A 15,288-nucleotide genomic window follows, 5' to 3' on the forward strand; every position below is an offset into this window, starting at 1 on the left:
TTGCGTCAGCTTAGCTGTTGGCCTCGACCAAAGTCGAAATGATCGCCTTCGCGCTCTCCGAGTTCCATTCAGCATCGCCGATCAGGCGGGCGATTTCATTGCCCTCCGGGTCGATGATGACCGTGATCGGCAGTCCGATGACACCCATCTCACGCGCCACTGCTTGCGAGGGGTCCTGATGGCGGGGCAGGTTAACGATGCCGTTTTCCTCGAAGAATTTCTTGATCCCGGCAGGCGAGTTGCGCCCAGTTGCCAGTGTCAGAACCTCGAACTTGTCGCCTCCGAATTCGTCCTGTAGCTCGGCGATCTGGGGCATTTCCTTGCGGCAGGGCGCGCACCAGGTGGCCCAGAAGTTCAGCAAGACGTATTTGCCTCTATAGTCCGCAAGTGAGGCCGTGCCGCCGTCATCTTCTAGCTGGAAATCAACCGGCGTCACCGGTTTGGGTTCTTTGTGTAGGATCAGCCGTTTCAGGCTGTCTTCACGCAAGGGGCCGAGCGTTTCGGCATCGGTCGCCAAAGCGGCATTTGCACCCAGCGCAAGGGCCATATAAAGGGGGATCAGACGAAATAGGCGCATATCAACTCCGGGTTTTCTTACATGACCGATCAATCCTCGAACCAGATGTGGGGCGGCCGCTTTGCCGCCGGTCCAGACGCGATCATGGAGGCAATCAATGCCTCGATCGGGTTCGATCAGCGGATGGCAGCCCAGGACATCGCAGGCTCGCGCGCCCATGCCGCCATGCTGGCCGCCACAGGCGTTATTACTGATAGTGACGCCGAAGCCATTCGGGAAGGGCTGCTCACCGTTTTGTCAGAAATTCAGAACGGAGAATTTCAGTTCTCGACCGCGCTGGAAGATATCCACATGAATGTCGAGGCGCGGCTGAAGGAAGTTATTGGTGAGCCTGCAGGCCGTTTGCACACGGGCCGCAGCCGCAATGACCAAGTGGCGACCGACTTCAAACTGTGGGTCCGCGATCAGTTGGACGCGGCAGAAACCGGCCTTCTAGCTCTGATCCGCGCGCTATTGGCGCAGGCCGAGGCCGGGGCGGATTGGGTCATGCCCGGCTTCACCCACCTGCAAACCGCGCAGCCGGTGACGTGGGGCCATCACATGATGGCTTATGTTGAGATGTTTGGCCGCGACCTGTCCCGCGTTCGCGACGCCCGTGCCCGGATGAACGAATCCCCGCTGGGAGCAGCCGCGCTGGCCGGAACGTCGTTCCCCATCGACCGCCACATGACTGCCGAAGCGCTGGGCTTTGATCGCCCCGCCGCAAACTCGCTGGATGCGGTCAGCGACCGGGATTTCGCGTTGGAGTTCCTGTCGATCGCGTCGATCTGCGCCGTGCATCTGTCGCGTTTTGCCGAAGAATTGGTCATCTGGTCCTCGGCCCAGTTCCGGTTTGTCACGCTGTCTGACCGGTTCTCGACCGGTTCGTCGATCATGCCGCAGAAGAAAAACCCGGATGCTGCGGAACTGATCCGCGCCAAAGTCGGTCGCATCTTTGGTGCCAACACCGCGCTGATGATGGTGATGAAGGGTCTGCCGCTGGCCTATTCCAAGGATATGCAGGAAGATAAGGAACAGGTCTTTGACGCCGCCGATAACTGGATGCTGGCGCTGGCGGCGATGGAGGGCATGGTCAAGGATATGACCGCCAATCGCGACAGCCTGGCCGCCGCTGCCGGTTCGGGTTTCTCAACCGCGACCGATCTGGCCGATTGGCTGGTGCGGGTTCTGGGTCTGCCGTTCCGTGATGCTCACCATGTTACTGGTTCGCTGGTTGCGATGGCTGAAAACAAGGGCTGCGACCTGCCTGATCTGACCTTGGAAGACATGCAGTCGGTCCATGCGGATATCACCGATGACGTCTATTCTGTTCTTACTGTCCAAAACTCTGTAAACTCGCGTCAGTCCTATGGTGGCACCGCCCCGGATCAGGTGCGGGCGCAGGTTGAGCGATGGAAGGCGCTGGTGTGATGACAGTTCTACGAATAGCGGTGATTGTGGCGGCTGGGTTCGCGCTGGCCGGATGTGGCGCGGATGGTGAGCCGGTTCAGCCAACGGCAAGCGTGGGTGTTGGCGTCGGCTCCAGCGGAACGCATGTGGGCGGAGGCATCGGCTTCCGCCGCGGGGGTTTTGGACTCTACCTGGGCGTTTAATTGCTGATCTCGTTGTAATTCCGGGTGAAACACCCAAATAGGGTCTGTCACGCCAAGGCGCGGACCTTCTTTCCAGCACTCTGAGACTGACCTCATGCGAATTTTCGGATTTCTTCTGGCGCTCGTCGCGCTTGCGGCTTGCGAGCCGACCTCCAGCCAACGGCCTGCACCGCAAAAAGAGCCCAGTTCAACCGGAGTCTCAGTGTCCGGCTATGCGCGTGTCGGCGTGTCGAACGATTTCTGAACGCCCTGCGGCGTATCGTTTCAGTGCGAATCCATTGATCCATAGGGCGGTTTTGGTCTAATCGCGCTTCTATGGATCACTTTCTCTACCGCGACGGCGCGCTTTTCGCCGAGGATGTGCCGATCTCCGAAATCGCAGCCGCGGTCGGAACCCCGTTCTATGTCTATTCGACTGCGACTCTGTTGCGGCATTTTAAGCTTTTCGATGACGCGCTTGAAGGCACTGATCACCTTGTCTGCTATGCGATGAAGGCCGCCAGCAATCAGGCGATTCTGAAGACGCTGGCGCAAGCGGGCGCCGGGATGGATGTGGTCTCGGGCGGGGAATACCTTCGGGCCAAGGCCGCCGGTGTGCCGGGCGACAAGATCGTTTTTTCGGGTGTTGGCAAGACGGCGGATGAGATTCGCACAGCGCTGACCGGTGGTCTCCGCCAGTTCAACGTCGAATCCGAGCCCGAGATGGAAGTGATCAACGCGGTAGCGACGGAGCTGGGCGTGGTTGCGCCGATCACCGTTCGGGTGAACCCGGATGTGGACGCCAAGACCCATGCCAAAATCGCAACCGGCAAGTCCGAGAACAAGTTTGGCATCCCGATCTCGCGCGCGTCCGAGGTCTATGCCCACGCGGCATCTCTGCCGGGGCTGGAGGTCATCGGCGTCGACGTCCATATCGGCTCGCAACTGACCGAGCTGGAGCCGTTTGAGCTGGCCTACACCAAGGTCGCCGAACTGACCGAGCAGTTGCGTGCAGAGGGCCACAACATCCGCCGCCTCGATCTGGGCGGTGGGCTTGGCATTCCCTACACGCGCTCGAACGACGCGCCGCCTCTGCCGTTGGAATATGGTGCGCTGATCAAGAAAACGCTGGGTCATCTGGGCTGTGAAATCGAAATCGAACCCGGTCGCCTGATTTCAGGCAATGCCGGTCTGATGGTCAGCAAGGTGATCTATGTGAAATCCGGCGAAGGGCGTGATTTCCTGATCGTTGACGGCGCGATGAACGATCTGATCCGCCCGGCCATGTATGAGGCGCATCACGATATCGTTGCGGTACAGGAACCCGCAGCGGGGGTCGAACAACAGCCCTATGACATCGTGGGCCCCGTCTGCGAATCCGGTGATACTTTTGCCAAACAGCGCAACATGCCGCCGCTTGCGCCGGGTGATCTAATCGCCTTCCGCAGCGCCGGGGCCTATGGCGCGGTGATGGCCAGCGAATACAACACGCGCCCCCTGATCCCCGAGGTTTTGGTGAATGGGGATCAATTTGCCGTAATTCGTGAACGCCCAAGCTTTGACGAAATCATAAACCGCGATACCATACCTGAGTGGCTCTGACGCGGTAGGCGCGCGGGCCAACACCCGGAGGCCCGCTTTGAGCGACAAACCAAACCTGCCCGTTCCCCGTCTGTCCGTGTGGATGACACATGCCGGATTGCTGGCCGAGCAGGTTTTGCGCGCGTTTTGGCCGTTTTTCTCGGTTTTGATGGCTGTTTTGGCCGCGTTGATGCTGGGTCTGCATGATGTTGTGCGGGTTGAAATCGTGTGGGGCGCAGCTGTCGTCGTAGCCATTGCGCTGCTTGTCAGCGCGATCTGGGGGATTCGGCAATTCCACCTGCCATCACGAGCCGAAGCGCTGGCCCGATTGGATGAAACCCTGCCCGGGCGTCCGATTCAGGCATTGATGGATGATCAGGCGATTGGTGCGGGGGATGCGGATTCGGTTGCCCTCTGGCAGGCGCACAAGGCGCGGATGGCGGACCGTGCCGCGCAAGCGCGCGTTGCCAAACCCGACCTGAGACTGGCCTCGCGCGATCCTTACGCTCTGCGCTACGCAGCTTTGCTGGCGCTGGTGGTCGCAGCCCTGTTCGGTTCGTTCTGGCGGATTGGCTCGGTGGCCGAGATGGCCCCCGGAACTGCAGTGGCGGGGCAAGGACCAACATGGGAAGGTTGGGTCGAACCCCCACGCTATACCGGACTGCCGACTCTCTATCTGGCCGATCAGACGGGTCCCACGCTGTCGATCCCTCAAGGCAGTCGCGTTACTCTGCGTTTTTATGGCGAGGTCGGCGCGCATAGCCTGACCGAAACAAGCTCTCCCTTAGGTGCCGAGGCCGCGACCGAAACTGAGCAGGATTTCACCGTCGCCCGTTCAGGCCAGATGCGCATTGATGGCCCCGCAGGACGGGATTGGATGGTGGACGTCATTCCCGACACCCCGCCGAGCATTGCGGTTGCTGATAAGGCCGAAGCCGAGGCAGGCGGGCAGATGAAGCTGCCCTTTACGGCTTCGGATGACTATGGGATTGTCTCTGGCTCGGCGGTTATCGAGTTGGACATGGCCTCGGTAGATCGTCGCTATGGTCTGACGGCTGACCCTGAACCGCGCGAGGTGATCGAGGTCGAATTGCCAATGCCGATCACCGGACACCGCGCGGATTTCACCGAAGATCTTATCGAGGATTTCTCACAGCACCCATGGGCGCATCTGCCGGTTCGCATCACGTTGATGGCGCGCGACGCCTCGGACCAGGAAAGCACGTCCGAGCCATATTTGACCGATCTACCTGCGCGCCGATTCTTTGATCCCCTGGCGGCTGCGGTGATCGAACAGCGCCGCGATCTACTCTGGTCGCGGACCAATGCGCCGCGTGTGGCCCAGGTTCTGCGGGCGATCTCGCACCGGCCCGAGGAACTGTTTCGCTCCGATACCGCCTATCTGCGCTTGCGGGTCACCCTGCGGCGGTTGGAAAACTTCAACGACTACGGTTTGAAGGATAAACAACAGGCCGAGATCGCGCAGGCCCTTTGGGATCTGGCGGTTTTGATCGAAGAGGGCACTCTGGCTGATGCGCTGGAGCGGATGCGCCGGGCGCAGGAGCGTCTCACTGAGGCGATGCAAAACGGGGCCAGCGATGAGGAAATCGCTGAACTGATGCAGGAACTGCGAGAGGCCACGCAGGATTACCTGAACCAGTTGCAGCGTCTTGCGCAGGAAAACGGCGACAGTGATGAGCGCCAGTCCGGTCAGAATGGCGAAAGCATGCAAATGACGCAGGACGATCTGCAGGCCATGATGGATCGCATTCAGGAATTGATGGAACAGGGCCGCATGGCCGAGGCGCAGCAGGCGCTGGAAGAGTTCCAGCAGATGATGGAGAACATGCGTGTCACCCAAGGCCAGGGGCAGGGTGGTCAATCCGAGGGGCAACAGGCCATGGAAGGCTTGGCCGAGACTCTGCGCGAACAGCAAGGCTTGAGTGATCAGGCATTCCGCGATCTGCAGGAACAGTTCAACCCCGGCGCTCAGGCCGGAGAAAACCAGGGCAATGAAGGCCGCAATGGCGGTCAGGGCCGTGGCGAAAGCCACGAGGGTCAGGGCGGTCAGGGTCAGGGTTCGGATCAGGCTGGTGAAGGCCAACCTGGTGAGGGGTCTTTGGCGGATCGGCAGCAGGCCCTGCGGCAGGAACTGAACCGACAGCAACAGGGTTTGCCAGGTGCAGGCACCCCCGAAGGCGACGCGGCGCGCGATGCGCTGGGCCGCGCGGAAGGTGCCATGGAAGAGGCGGAAGAGGCGCTGCGCGGCAATGATCTGGCCGAAGCGATCGACCGGCAGTCCGAGGCGATGGAGGCTCTACGCGAAGGCATGCGATCACTGGGTGAAGCCATGGCGCAGAATCAGCAGAACCAATCCGGACAAGGCACCGAGGAAGGTGAGGCGCAAGCCAACAGCCGCGACCCGCTGGGCCGAAATCCCGGTGCGGCCGGGTCGATCTCCACCGATGACAACCTGTTGCAGGGTGAAGACGTTTACCGCCGGGCGCGTGAGTTGCTGGACGAAATCCGCCGTCGGACCGGAGAAACCGACCGGCCCGAGATCGAGCTGGAATACCTCAAGCGTCTGTTGGAACGGTTCTGAGCCGCTATATCGTTTCGGCTTAAACCTGAGACACAAATACCCTGCCACGCCTTCAGCGTTATCGGGACATTCGTGTCACTTGATGACTAAGGTAAAACCCGAACGCATTATTCCTGCGGCGCGCCTGCCCCGGCCTGCGTCTCAAGCCAGATACGGGCCTGATCAATCAAAGAGACGTAGGAGTCCAGCACCGGATCTGCTTGCGGCACGGCCTCGCTGATTTGTTGCGCATTGCCGTAGATCAAATAGAGGATCACGCCGATGATCAGCATCACGGCAAAACCGCGCACGAAGCCACGGGATTGTTTGGCCGGGGGCGTGTCGTCGCCCTCGTCGCTCATCATGCCTGAATTGATGGTCTCAACGTCAGGAAGCTCATCCTTTTGACCCGCATCCTCGGCGGTCTCGGTCGCAGTTGGGTGCTTGATCTGAAACTCGGGTTCGACAGAATCCTCCAGCGCCAGATCTGGTTGCGTCTCAAGGCTGCTGCCTTCTTGAGAGCGCAGCTCCGCCTCACGCGCGGCCTCTTCCTTCAGAATGCTCGCAACGGCCGGGTCGACATTGCCGGTTTTGCCAGTATCGGACGGCGGCTCATCAACAACCTCAACTTTTGTGTCGGGTTCAGGGGTCGGCTCTGGCTTAGCGTCCGGCTCGGCGGTGGCTTCAGGCGCGTCGGTAGTGGGTGCTGCGTCTTCCGGGTGCTTGGGCTGAAACCAAGTCTGGTCACAGGCGGAGCACTGCACATCGCGCCCGTCTTCGGGGATAACCTCGTCCGGCACTTCGTACTGAGCGCCGCAATTCGGACATGTAAGTCTCATACTGCCTCCCCGGCCTGACGTTCGGCCCGATAGTAGTTTTTTCAGGGATGATATTCCGTTAAGACCCAACAGCAAAGGGCGTTTTCGGTTTCATGGGGCAAGTGTCGCCAATTGGACTCGGTGCAGGCATTGAAACCGCAGGCAAGCTCGGGCAAGAAGATCGGCAAAAGAACTGGGGACACCTGTGATCGAGCTGGAAAATGTCAGCTATACCTATGGCGACGGCGCATTGCTGAGCGATGTCTCAGTCAAATTGCAGCCCGGCTCGTTCCATTTCCTGACCGGACCTTCGGGCGCGGGCAAAACAACATTGCTCAAGCTGTGCTATGGCGCGTTGTTGCCGACCTCGGGTCGGTTGAGCGTGTTTGACGAAGATATCGCGTGTTTGGATCGGGATCAGATGGCCCTGCTGCGGCGCCGGGTCGGGGTTGTGCATCAGGATTGCCAGTTTCTGGACCACATGACCCTGGCTGAAAATGTGGCCCTGCCTCTGATGGTGTCGGGACGGGCCGAGTCGGAAGAGCAGGACAACCTGACTGAGCTTTTGTCCTGGGTCGGACTGGGGGCCCGGTTAGACGCGCATCCGCCTGAACTCTCGGGCGGCGAACGTCAACGCGCGGCTCTGGCGCGGGCCGTGATCCTGTCGCCCGACGTAGTGCTGGCGGATGAGCCGACCGGCAATGTCGATTGGGAGATGTCGCAACGGCTGCTGCGCCTGCTGATCGAGCTGAACCGCATGGGCAAGACCGTCTTGATTGCCACCCACGACCTGAGTTTGATCCGCGCGGCCAAAAGCCAAGTTCAAGCCCGCGTGTTGCGCATCTCGCAGCGCAAACTGCATCTGGCCGGAGCGGATCTATGAGCAACGGCGACATCCGAAACCTGCTGCGCCGGGATACACGCGCGGATCGCGTTGTCCCTCCGACCGGGTATACCGCGCATCTGACCCTGTTTGTGTCGGGTGCAATGGCGTTTCTGGCGGTGTTTGCGCTGGCGTTGTCACTTGCCTCGGGCCGGATTGCAGACCGTTGGGCCTCGGAGCTGGCGGGGGCTGCCACCTTGCGTATCAACGCCCCGGCCGAGCAGATGGCGGCGCAGACGGAAACCGCGTTGACCGTTCTTGGCCAGACACCCGGCGTTGCCTCGGCCCGCGCGCTGTCGGCCGAGGAACAGGCCGCGCTGCTGTCACCATGGTTCGGGCCGGACTTGCCGATTGAAACGCTACCTATCCCGCAACTAATTGAAATTGTTGAAGGTGAGCCGGGTCTGGACACGGCGGGTCTCCGCCTGCGATTGGGCGCCGAAGTACCCGGAGCGGTTCTGGATGACCACACCCGCTGGCGCGAGCCCTTAGTGGATGCGGCGATGTCCCTGCGACGGCTGGGCTGGGTCTCGATCCTGCTGATCGGAGGTGCAACCGCGGCTATGATCACGCTGGCGGCCAACGCCTCGCTTGCTGCGAATGCCAGTATCATCGCAGTGCTGCGGCAGGTGGGCGCGCGGGATCGGTTCATCGCAGGCGCATTTGTCCGCCGCTTTACCTACCGCGCCTTCTTTGGCGCATTTGTCGGAACGATGTTAGGGATGACGGGTGTTCTGCTCTTGCCCGAGCCCTCGGACGAGGGCGGATTTCTGACCGGAGTAGGGTTTCAGGGGCTTGGCTGGGTGTTGCCCTTGCTGATCCCCGTTCTGGGCGCTGTGGTTGCCTTCTTCGCCACCTGGACCGCCGCCCGCCGCAAGTTGAAGGAGCTTTCCTGATGTCACAGAGCTTTCAATGGATCCGTTCCCTGATCTTCATGATTGTGATCTACGTTTGGATGCTGATCCTTGGAATCGTCTATCTGCCATATGCGATCTTCACGAAACAGGGCGCATTGCGGGCTTGCAAAACTTACGCGCGCAGCACGATGTGGTTGGCGCGATGGATGGTTGGCATAAGGTGCGAGGTGCGTGGCACGGTGCCCACTGGCGAGGTTGTCATCGGGGCCAAGCACCAGTCTTTCCTTGATATCATCATGATCTTCGACGCCATCCCGCATGGTAAATTCATCATGAAACGAGAGCTTCTCTGGACCCCGGTCATCGGAATGTATGCGCGTCGTTTGGGCTGCATCCCGGTCAATCGCGGCAAGAAGGGTGCGGCAGTGGCCAAAATGGTCAAAGACGTCGCCAAAGAGTTCGCCGAACCCGGCCAGCTGGTGATTTACCCTCAGGGCACCCGTGTCGCGCCCGGTGTTTCCAAGCCCTACAAGGTCGGTACGGCGATCCTGTACAGCGGGCTGGGCTTTCCGTGTGTGCCGGTTGCGACCAATGCCGGCGTATTCTGGCCGCGCACTGGTATCTTGCGCAAACCGGGGCTGGCGATTGTCGATTTCCTCGACCCGATTGAACCGGGCGTCGAACGGGACGCGTTTCTGAGCCGTTTGGAAGATGTGATCGAGACACGCTCAGACGCTTTGATGAAAGAAGTGGGGTTTGATCCGGATGGAGTTCATTGAAGACATCCCGAGCCTAGAGGCACTCTATGGCACGCCCGCTGCGCCGTCGTTGCGCAAGGTCGCGCACAGTCTGACGCCGCTTTACCGCCAATGGATCATGGCATCGCGCCTATGTGTCCTCAGCACTGTTGGCCCTGAAGGCGTAGATGGCAGCCCGCGCGGGGACGATGGGCCCGTTGTTTTCGAGATTGATCCCAGCACGCTGGCAATGCCGGATTGGCGGGGGAACAACCGTCTGGATTCGTTGCGCAACATCGTGCGCGATCCAAGGGTTTCGCTGATGTTTATCGTGCCCGGTTCCAACACTGTGGTCCGCCTGAACGGGACGGCACGCGTATCCGCGGATGAAGGGTTGAGGACCAGGTTCGAAAAACAAGGCAAGCAACCGGCCACCGTGATCGTCATCCAGATTGCCGAGATCTACACCCAATGCGCCCGGGCCTTGATGCGGGCTGGGACATGGACCGGCGGAGATCAAAGCAGTGGATTGCCCACGGTTGGCGAGATTCTTGCAGAAGCCTCATCCGGTGAGGAAGGCGGCGCGCAATACGACTCCGAATGGGGTGCGCGCGCCGCAAAGACGATGTGGTAGGCACGGCACCTAGATAGCCTCTGCGCCAATTCTGGCGACCTTTGATATCCAGCGATCGACGCTTCCTGGCTTTGGCTCACTGGCCCCTGCGAAATATGTAAACCGCGTTGGCTTGAAGCCGACGAAGCCGAGTATCTGATCGCGGACTTGCCGGATCAGTGCTTGACGGTAGATCAGGCGCATGAACCAGCCAGGTGTGTCCGAGGTCAGGATGACGCGTGCGGTGCGGCCGGTCAGCATCGGGGCCGGAAAGCCCAGCTTGGTGGTGTTTCGGGTATCGAAGGTTCGTCCTGGGATGAACATGCGATCGATCAGGCCTTTAAGCTTTGCGGGCAGGCCACCCCACCACATAGGCGCGGTCATAACGAGATGGTCGCTCCATTCGAAATCTTGCAACAGCTTCTCAAGCTCGGGCTCGAGGGGTTTGAACTCGTGATAGTTGCCCTGTCCAAAATCGAGATCGAACTGAAGGTCGCTCAGATGGATCAGGCGGACGTCATGACCGTTCTGGCGCGCAGCGTCGCCGTAGGTTTTCGCAAAAGTACGGGACAGGCTGCTTTCGGCAGGGTGTCCGTCGAGAATCAGGATTTTCTTGGCATGCATGGGATGTCTCCTAAAAATGACCGCGGTCAGTTTATAGGAGACAAAAATGACCGCGGTCAATATAAAATTTGACCACGGTCAAAAAACATGCAATCTGACCTCATGCAAAAGACAGTTCAGAAACGCACGTTGAAAACCCGCGCCCGCCTGGTGGCGGTGTCGCAAGAGTTAATTCAGAAAAGTGGGTATGAGGGCCTTCGGGTGGAAGAGGTGGTGCAAACGGCCGGTGTCGCCAAGGGCACCTTCTTTGCGCATTTTCGCGACAAGGACGCGTTAATGGAAATCCTGATCGCGGACAGATTGAATGCGTGTCTGGATCAGGCCGAAGCGGGGCAATCGCCCAAAACCGTCAAACAGCTTATCGCTGCCTTGGAACCGGTCCACAGCTTCATGATGTCCGAACGGTATGTATTTGATCTGCTGATCCGGTATTCCGGCGCAACCGCCATCGCGGATGTTGGGCCGATCGCCTATTGCTTTGAGCGGTATTTCCGGGTGGTGATGATGTGGTTGGACGCCGTCGAGATGCGCAAGGATGTGCCGTCCGAACTTTTGGCCGAAGGCGTGCAGGCCTTTGCAATTCAGGCCATGTCTCTCAGGTTCTGCGCGTTGCATTCGGCAACAACGTTCACCGACAGGCTGGAAACTTATCTGGATGCCTGGTTGACCCCGACAGGCTGATCGCTGCCGGGGTCAGAAAGCTTTAGCTATGAATTGGGCCGTCACCACAGGCCAGAGCGGCCTCACGCACGGCTTCCGAATAGGTCGGGTGGGCGTGGCAGGTCAGGGCGAGATCTTCGGCTGAGGCGCCGAACTCCATCGCGACGCAAACCTCGTGGATCAGGTCGCCCGCAGCGGGGCCGATGATATGGGCACCCAGAATCCGGTCGGTTTCCTTGTCGGCCAGAATCTTGACGAATCCGTCAGAGGCAAAGTTGGCCTTGGCCCGGCCATTGCCCATGAACATGAACTTGCCGACCTTGTAGGCGCGGCCGTGTTCTTTCAGAGTCGCCTCGGTTTCACCCACATTGGCAACTTCGGGCCAGGTGTAGATCACGCCGGGGATGACGCCGTAGTTCACGTGGCCGTGCTTGCCGGCCACCTGCTCGGCGGCGGCCATGCCTTCGTCTTCGGCCTTGTGGGCCAGCATCGGGCCTTCGGTGACGTCGCCGATCGCGTAGATGCCCGGCACGTTGGTCTGCCAGTCCGAGCCGACCTTGATCTGACCGCGCGGCGTCATCTCGACACCCAGCGCATCCAGCCCCAGCCCGTCCGAGTATGGCTTGCGTCCGGTGGCGACCAGAACGGTATCGGCTTCAATTACATGTTCACTGTCATCCTTGAGCAGCTTGTAGGTGACTTTCGCTTTGGTTTTTGACGCTTCGGTCTTTTGCACCGCCGCACCCATCACGAAGTTCAGACCCTGCTTCTTGAGGATCCGCTGGAAGGTCTTCTGCACCTCGGGGTCCATGCCGGGGGTGATTTCCTTGAGGAATTCGATCACCGTCACTTCAGCGCCCAGACGGCTGTAAACCGAGCCCAGTTCCAGACCGATCACACCGGCACCAATCACTACCATCTTCTTCGGGATCTTGCCCAGCGACAGCGCCCCGGTTGAGGTCACGACGACCTTCTCGTCAACCTCGACACCCGGCAGGGCCGAAGGCTCGGAGCCTGATGCGATGATGATGTTCTTGGTGTCGTGAACCTCATCACCCACTTTGACCTTGCCGGCAGCCGGGATTGACCCCCAGCCTTTCAGCCAGTCGATCTTGTTCTTCTTGAAGAGGAACTCGATGCCCTTGGTGTTGCCCTCGATCACCTCGTCCTTGTAGGCCTGCATCTGTTTCCAGTCGACGGACGGAGATTTGCCCTTCAGGCCCATCTTGGCAAAGTTATGCTCTGCCTCGTGCAGCTGATGAGAGGCATGCAACAGCGCCTTCGACGGGATGCAGCCCACGTTCAGGCAGGTGCCGCCCAGCGTCTCACGCCCTTCGACAACGGCGGTTTTCAGACCCAGCTGGGCGCAGCGGATGGCACAGACATAGCCGCCGGGACCGGCTCCAATTACGATGACGTCATAGCTGGACATTGAGGGCACTCCTTGGTGTGTCTTGGCCGCATCCTGGCGCGGCGTACTAAGCTATAGGGCTAGCAGGTAAAGGTAGATCGTCGCAAGAAACCCAGCCATCCACACGATAGTGCGCAGGAAGGGAACCGGGATTGCGAAGGCGTAGACCGGAACGAAAACGACACGCGCGATCAGAAAAATCTGCGCGGCTAGCAGCGATCCGGAGGTGAAGGCGTCCTTGGCGGACAGGATCAGAACGGCAGGGGCAAACAGGGCCATGGCGACGACCGAATTGGTCAGAGCCCGCTCGACCCGGCCCGCAACGCCGGTCAGGGCGGGCATATCATCTCGTGCGCCACCCAATGTCATCAACCCGACCTGCGACATGGCTGTCAGCACATTCAGCAAAACCACTACGACGATCAGAAGGCCGTACAGAGCAAGAATGGAAAGTTCGGAAGACATGACGAGTATCCTTTTTCAACCAGAGTCCGTTTGTCGGTTAGCATTCTCTGACATCAATAGCAGGCGCGCTTCACGTGTATTTGCGGGACTGTGTGCGGGGTGGTCCCGCACACAGCAGAGTTTTTACGGTAAGACCGGGTCCAGAAGTTTCACCTGGATATGGGCGACCCCACCGCGTTCGAGATGCATGGCCAGCTCTTCCGAGTCGAAGAAAGCGCGGGCTTTTTGTATGTCATCCACTTCGAACATGGCGATGGCGTGATCCTTTTGATCGGGGTCACGCCAGACATGTAGGTCGTGGATACCAGCGGCCTGGCGCATCGCGATGTCTTCGCGAAACACCTTCAGCCAGGCATCAAAGTCTGCCACATCGGCTTGCCACAGAACATGCGTTGCCATGATTACAGATCCATCAGCAGGCGGCGCGGGTCTTCTAGCGCCTCTTTCACGCGGACAAGGAAGGTCACCGCGCCTTTGCCGTCAACGATCCGGTGGTCATAGGACAGCGCCAGATACATCATCGGACGGATCACAACCTGACCGTTGATCGCCATCGGGCGGTCCTGGATCTTGTGCATGCCCAGAATACCCGATTGCGGGGGGTTCAGGATCGGCGAGGACATCAGCGAGCCATAGACACCACCATTGGAGATGGTGAAGGTGCCGCCTTGCATCTCAGCCATGCTCAGCTTGCCGTCACGGGCGCGTTTGCCTTTCTCGGCGATGGCCTTTTCGATTGCTGCAAAAGACATCGAGTCCGCATCGCGAATGACCGGAACCACCAGGCCTGTGGGCGTACCGGCGGCGACACCCATATGGACGAAGTTCTTGTAGACGATGTCTGTACCGTCGATTTCGGCATTCACCTCGGGCACTTCTTTCAGCGCATGGCAGCAGGCCTTGGTGAAGAAGGACATAAAGCCCAGACGCACGCCGTGTTTCTTCTCGAACTGATCCTTGTACTGGCTGCGCAGGGCCATCACCTCGGTCATGTCCACCTCGTTATAGGTGGTCAGCATGGCAGCGGTATTCTGGCTGTCTTTCAGACGCTTGGCGATGGTCTGGCGCAGGCGGGTCATCTTGACCCGTTCCTCGCGCGCGGCGTCATCGGCGGCCACAGGCGCACGCGGCGCAGGGGCCGGAGCCGGAGCGGTAGCAGGCGCGGGTGCAGCAGCCGTTGCCACGGCGCGGGCCACGTCTTCTTTCATGATGCGGCCATCACGTCCGGTGCCAGAGACTTGAGCGGCGGACAGACCGGCCTCGGCCATGGCTTTTTCTGCCGACGGAGCATTGGCGACATCTTTGCCGGTTGCTGCGGCAGCAGGAGCTACTGCGGCGGCAGGGGCTGGCGATGGGGCGGCGCCTGCACCGGAGCCCGAGATCACGGCCAGTTTGGCCGAGGCGTCCACAGTTGTGCCTTCGGGCGCTGTGATTTCCGCCAGAACGCCAGCAGCAGGGGCGGGAACCTCGACCGAGACCTTGTCGGTCTCCAGCTCACACAGCATTTCATCCTGCGCGACCGGGTCGCCAACCTGTTTGAACCAGGTCGAGACCGTGGCTTCGGTGACCGATTCACCCAGTGTGGGCACCATCACGTCAACACTTCCACCCGACGCTGCTGGAGCGGCCGCAGGGGCGGGCGCTGCTGCGGCGGGGGCAGGGGCTGCGCCTTCGCCTGCGGCGATGGTCGCCAGCAGGGCGTCTACGCCCACGGTCTCACCTTCGGCGGCAACAATCTCGCCCATAACGCCAGCGGCTGGGGCGGGGACTTCGACCGTCACCTTGTCGGTTTCAAGCTCACAGAGCATCTCATCCACGGCCACGGCATCACCGGGTTTCTTGAACCAGGTCGCAACCGTGGCTTCGGTAACAGACTCGCCTAGCGTGGGAACACGAACTTCAATGGTCAT

17 protein-coding genes are annotated in these 15,288 nt (G+C 60.1%); 10 read left to right on the plus strand and 7 right to left on the minus strand.

Annotated features, from left to right (window positions below):
- Positions 1–10: 10 nt before the first annotated feature.
- A complete protein-coding gene (locus ACR0IP_RS19350) occupies positions 11–577 on the minus strand; it encodes a TlpA disulfide reductase family protein (protein ID WP_480527369.1) in 567 nt (188 codons plus the stop codon).
- 21 nt (positions 578–598) lie between these two features.
- On the opposite strand from ACR0IP_RS19350, the gene argH reads away from it, so the two are divergent.
- The 5 genes from argH (at position 599) to ACR0IP_RS19375 (ending at position 6,331) form a co-directional block, all read left to right on the plus strand.
- The gene (gene argH, locus ACR0IP_RS19355; RefSeq protein WP_170691532.1) at positions 599–1,987 is read left to right on the plus strand and encodes an argininosuccinate lyase; all 1,389 of its coding nucleotides are present in this window, start codon (positions 599–601) and stop codon (positions 1,985–1,987) included.
- Positions 1,987–2,169 (plus strand): argininosuccinate lyase, encoded by a 183-nt coding sequence (locus ACR0IP_RS19360; protein WP_170469036.1) that lies wholly within the window; start codon positions 1,987–1,989, stop codon positions 2,167–2,169. Before argH ends, ACR0IP_RS19360 begins: the two co-directional genes overlap by 1 nt.
- A gap of 94 nt (positions 2,170–2,263) precedes the next feature.
- Positions 2,264–2,413, plus strand: coding sequence for a hypothetical protein (locus ACR0IP_RS19365; protein ID WP_170379006.1), 150 nt, complete (start codon positions 2,264–2,266; stop codon positions 2,411–2,413).
- Positions 2,414–2,484: 71 nt separating this feature from the next.
- Positions 2,485–3,750, plus strand: coding sequence for a diaminopimelate decarboxylase (gene lysA, locus ACR0IP_RS19370; protein WP_170553609.1), 1,266 nt, complete (start codon positions 2,485–2,487; stop codon positions 3,748–3,750).
- 37 nt (positions 3,751–3,787) lie between these two features.
- Positions 3,788–6,331 (plus strand): TIGR02302 family protein, encoded by a 2,544-nt coding sequence (locus ACR0IP_RS19375; protein ID WP_480527372.1) that lies wholly within the window; start codon positions 3,788–3,790, stop codon positions 6,329–6,331.
- A gap of 107 nt (positions 6,332–6,438) precedes the next feature.
- Here the strand turns inward: ACR0IP_RS19375 and ACR0IP_RS19380 are convergent, their stop codons facing one another.
- Positions 6,439–7,149, minus strand: a complete 711-nt coding sequence (locus ACR0IP_RS19380; protein ID WP_480527374.1) for a zinc-ribbon domain-containing protein — start codon at positions 7,147–7,149, stop codon at positions 6,439–6,441.
- 184 nt (positions 7,150–7,333) lie between these two features.
- Between ACR0IP_RS19380 and ACR0IP_RS19385 the strand changes: the two genes are divergently transcribed.
- From ACR0IP_RS19385 to ACR0IP_RS19400, 4 genes are read left to right on the plus strand one after another with little or no spacing between them, the layout of a single operon-like run.
- Positions 7,334–8,011 carry a cell division ATP-binding protein FtsE gene (locus ACR0IP_RS19385; protein ID WP_480527376.1) on the plus strand — a complete coding sequence of 226 codons (678 nt, stop codon included), beginning with the start codon at positions 7,334–7,336 and terminating at the stop codon, positions 8,009–8,011.
- Positions 8,008–8,907, plus strand: coding sequence for a cell division protein FtsX (locus ACR0IP_RS19390; protein ID WP_480527377.1), 900 nt, complete (start codon positions 8,008–8,010; stop codon positions 8,905–8,907). The genes ACR0IP_RS19385 and ACR0IP_RS19390 overlap by 4 nt, the downstream gene beginning before the upstream one ends.
- Positions 8,907–9,647, plus strand: coding sequence for a lysophospholipid acyltransferase family protein (locus ACR0IP_RS19395; protein WP_480527379.1), 741 nt, complete (start codon positions 8,907–8,909; stop codon positions 9,645–9,647). The genes ACR0IP_RS19390 and ACR0IP_RS19395 overlap by 1 nt, the downstream gene beginning before the upstream one ends.
- A complete protein-coding gene (locus tag ACR0IP_RS19400) occupies positions 9,634–10,239 on the plus strand; it encodes a pyridoxamine 5'-phosphate oxidase family protein (RefSeq protein ID WP_480527380.1) in 606 nt (201 codons plus the stop codon). Before ACR0IP_RS19395 ends, ACR0IP_RS19400 begins: the two co-directional genes overlap by 14 nt.
- Before the next feature lie 9 nt (positions 10,240–10,248).
- Here the strand turns inward: ACR0IP_RS19400 and ACR0IP_RS19405 are convergent, their stop codons facing one another.
- Positions 10,249–10,842: an NAD(P)H-dependent oxidoreductase gene (locus tag ACR0IP_RS19405; protein ID WP_480527382.1), complete on the minus strand. Its 594-nt coding sequence runs from the start codon at positions 10,840–10,842 to the stop codon at positions 10,249–10,251.
- A gap of 87 nt (positions 10,843–10,929) precedes the next feature.
- On the opposite strand from ACR0IP_RS19405, the gene ACR0IP_RS19410 reads away from it, so the two are divergent.
- Complete coding sequence (locus tag ACR0IP_RS19410; protein ID WP_480527383.1) at positions 10,930–11,523, plus strand: TetR/AcrR family transcriptional regulator; 594 nt, start codon at positions 10,930–10,932, stop codon at positions 11,521–11,523.
- 22 nt (positions 11,524–11,545) lie between these two features.
- Here the strand turns inward: ACR0IP_RS19410 and lpdA are convergent, their stop codons facing one another.
- The 4 genes from lpdA to odhB form a co-directional block, all read right to left on the minus strand.
- Positions 11,546–12,934 carry a dihydrolipoyl dehydrogenase gene (gene lpdA / locus ACR0IP_RS19415; protein ID WP_170642771.1) on the minus strand — a complete coding sequence of 463 codons (1,389 nt, stop codon included), beginning with the start codon at positions 12,932–12,934 and terminating at the stop codon, positions 11,546–11,548.
- Positions 12,935–12,985: 51 nt separating this feature from the next.
- Positions 12,986–13,378 carry an MAPEG family protein gene (locus ACR0IP_RS19420; protein WP_170469016.1) on the minus strand — a complete coding sequence of 131 codons (393 nt, stop codon included), beginning with the start codon at positions 13,376–13,378 and terminating at the stop codon, positions 12,986–12,988.
- A 123-nt stretch (positions 13,379–13,501) separates the two neighbouring features.
- Complete coding sequence (locus ACR0IP_RS19425; protein ID WP_170469015.1) at positions 13,502–13,777, minus strand: hypothetical protein; 276 nt, start codon at positions 13,775–13,777, stop codon at positions 13,502–13,504.
- Positions 13,778–13,779: 2 nt separating this feature from the next.
- Positions 13,780–15,288 (minus strand): 2-oxoglutarate dehydrogenase complex dihydrolipoyllysine-residue succinyltransferase, encoded by a 1,509-nt coding sequence (odhB, locus tag ACR0IP_RS19430; protein WP_480527386.1) that lies wholly within the window; start codon positions 15,286–15,288, stop codon positions 13,780–13,782.

This window comes from Ruegeria sp. AL11, assembly GCF_056540865.1.

Excerpts from the sequence above, each read along its gene's own strand:
- ACR0IP_RS19395 (WP_480527379.1), top strand. The coding sequence starts at position 8,907 with ATGTCACAGAGCTTTCAATGGATCCGTTCCCTGATCTTCATGATTGTG.
- lysA (WP_170553609.1), top strand. The coding sequence starts at position 2,485 with ATGGATCACTTTCTCTACCGCGACGGCGCGCTTTTCGCCGAGGATGTG.
- argH (WP_170691532.1), top strand. The coding sequence starts at position 599 with ATGACCGATCAATCCTCGAACCAGATGTGGGGCGGCCGCTTTGCCGCC.
- ACR0IP_RS19410 (WP_480527383.1), top strand. The coding sequence starts at position 10,930 with ATGCAATCTGACCTCATGCAAAAGACAGTTCAGAAACGCACGTTGAAA.
- ACR0IP_RS19350 (WP_480527369.1), bottom strand. The coding sequence starts at position 577 with ATGCGCCTATTTCGTCTGATCCCCCTTTATATGGCCCTTGCGCTGGGT.
- ACR0IP_RS19400 (WP_480527380.1), top strand. The coding sequence starts at position 9,634 with ATGGAGTTCATTGAAGACATCCCGAGCCTAGAGGCACTCTATGGCACG.
- ACR0IP_RS19365 (WP_170379006.1), top strand. The coding sequence starts at position 2,264 with ATGCGAATTTTCGGATTTCTTCTGGCGCTCGTCGCGCTTGCGGCTTGC.
- ACR0IP_RS19405 (WP_480527382.1), bottom strand. The coding sequence starts at position 10,842 with ATGCATGCCAAGAAAATCCTGATTCTCGACGGACACCCTGCCGAAAGC.
- lpdA (WP_170642771.1), bottom strand. The coding sequence starts at position 12,934 with ATGTCCAGCTATGACGTCATCGTAATTGGAGCCGGTCCCGGCGGCTAT.
- ACR0IP_RS19425 (WP_170469015.1), bottom strand. The coding sequence starts at position 13,777 with ATGGCAACGCATGTTCTGTGGCAAGCCGATGTGGCAGACTTTGATGCC.
- ACR0IP_RS19390 (WP_480527377.1), top strand. The coding sequence starts at position 8,008 with ATGAGCAACGGCGACATCCGAAACCTGCTGCGCCGGGATACACGCGCG.
- odhB (WP_480527386.1), bottom strand. The coding sequence starts at position 15,288 with ATGACCATTGAAGTTCGTGTTCCCACGCTAGGCGAGTCTGTTACCGAA.
- ACR0IP_RS19380 (WP_480527374.1), bottom strand. The coding sequence starts at position 7,149 with ATGAGACTTACATGTCCGAATTGCGGCGCTCAGTACGAAGTGCCGGAC.
- ACR0IP_RS19420 (WP_170469016.1), bottom strand. The coding sequence starts at position 13,378 with ATGTCTTCCGAACTTTCCATTCTTGCTCTGTACGGCCTTCTGATCGTC.
- ACR0IP_RS19360 (WP_170469036.1), top strand. The coding sequence starts at position 1,987 with ATGACAGTTCTACGAATAGCGGTGATTGTGGCGGCTGGGTTCGCGCTG.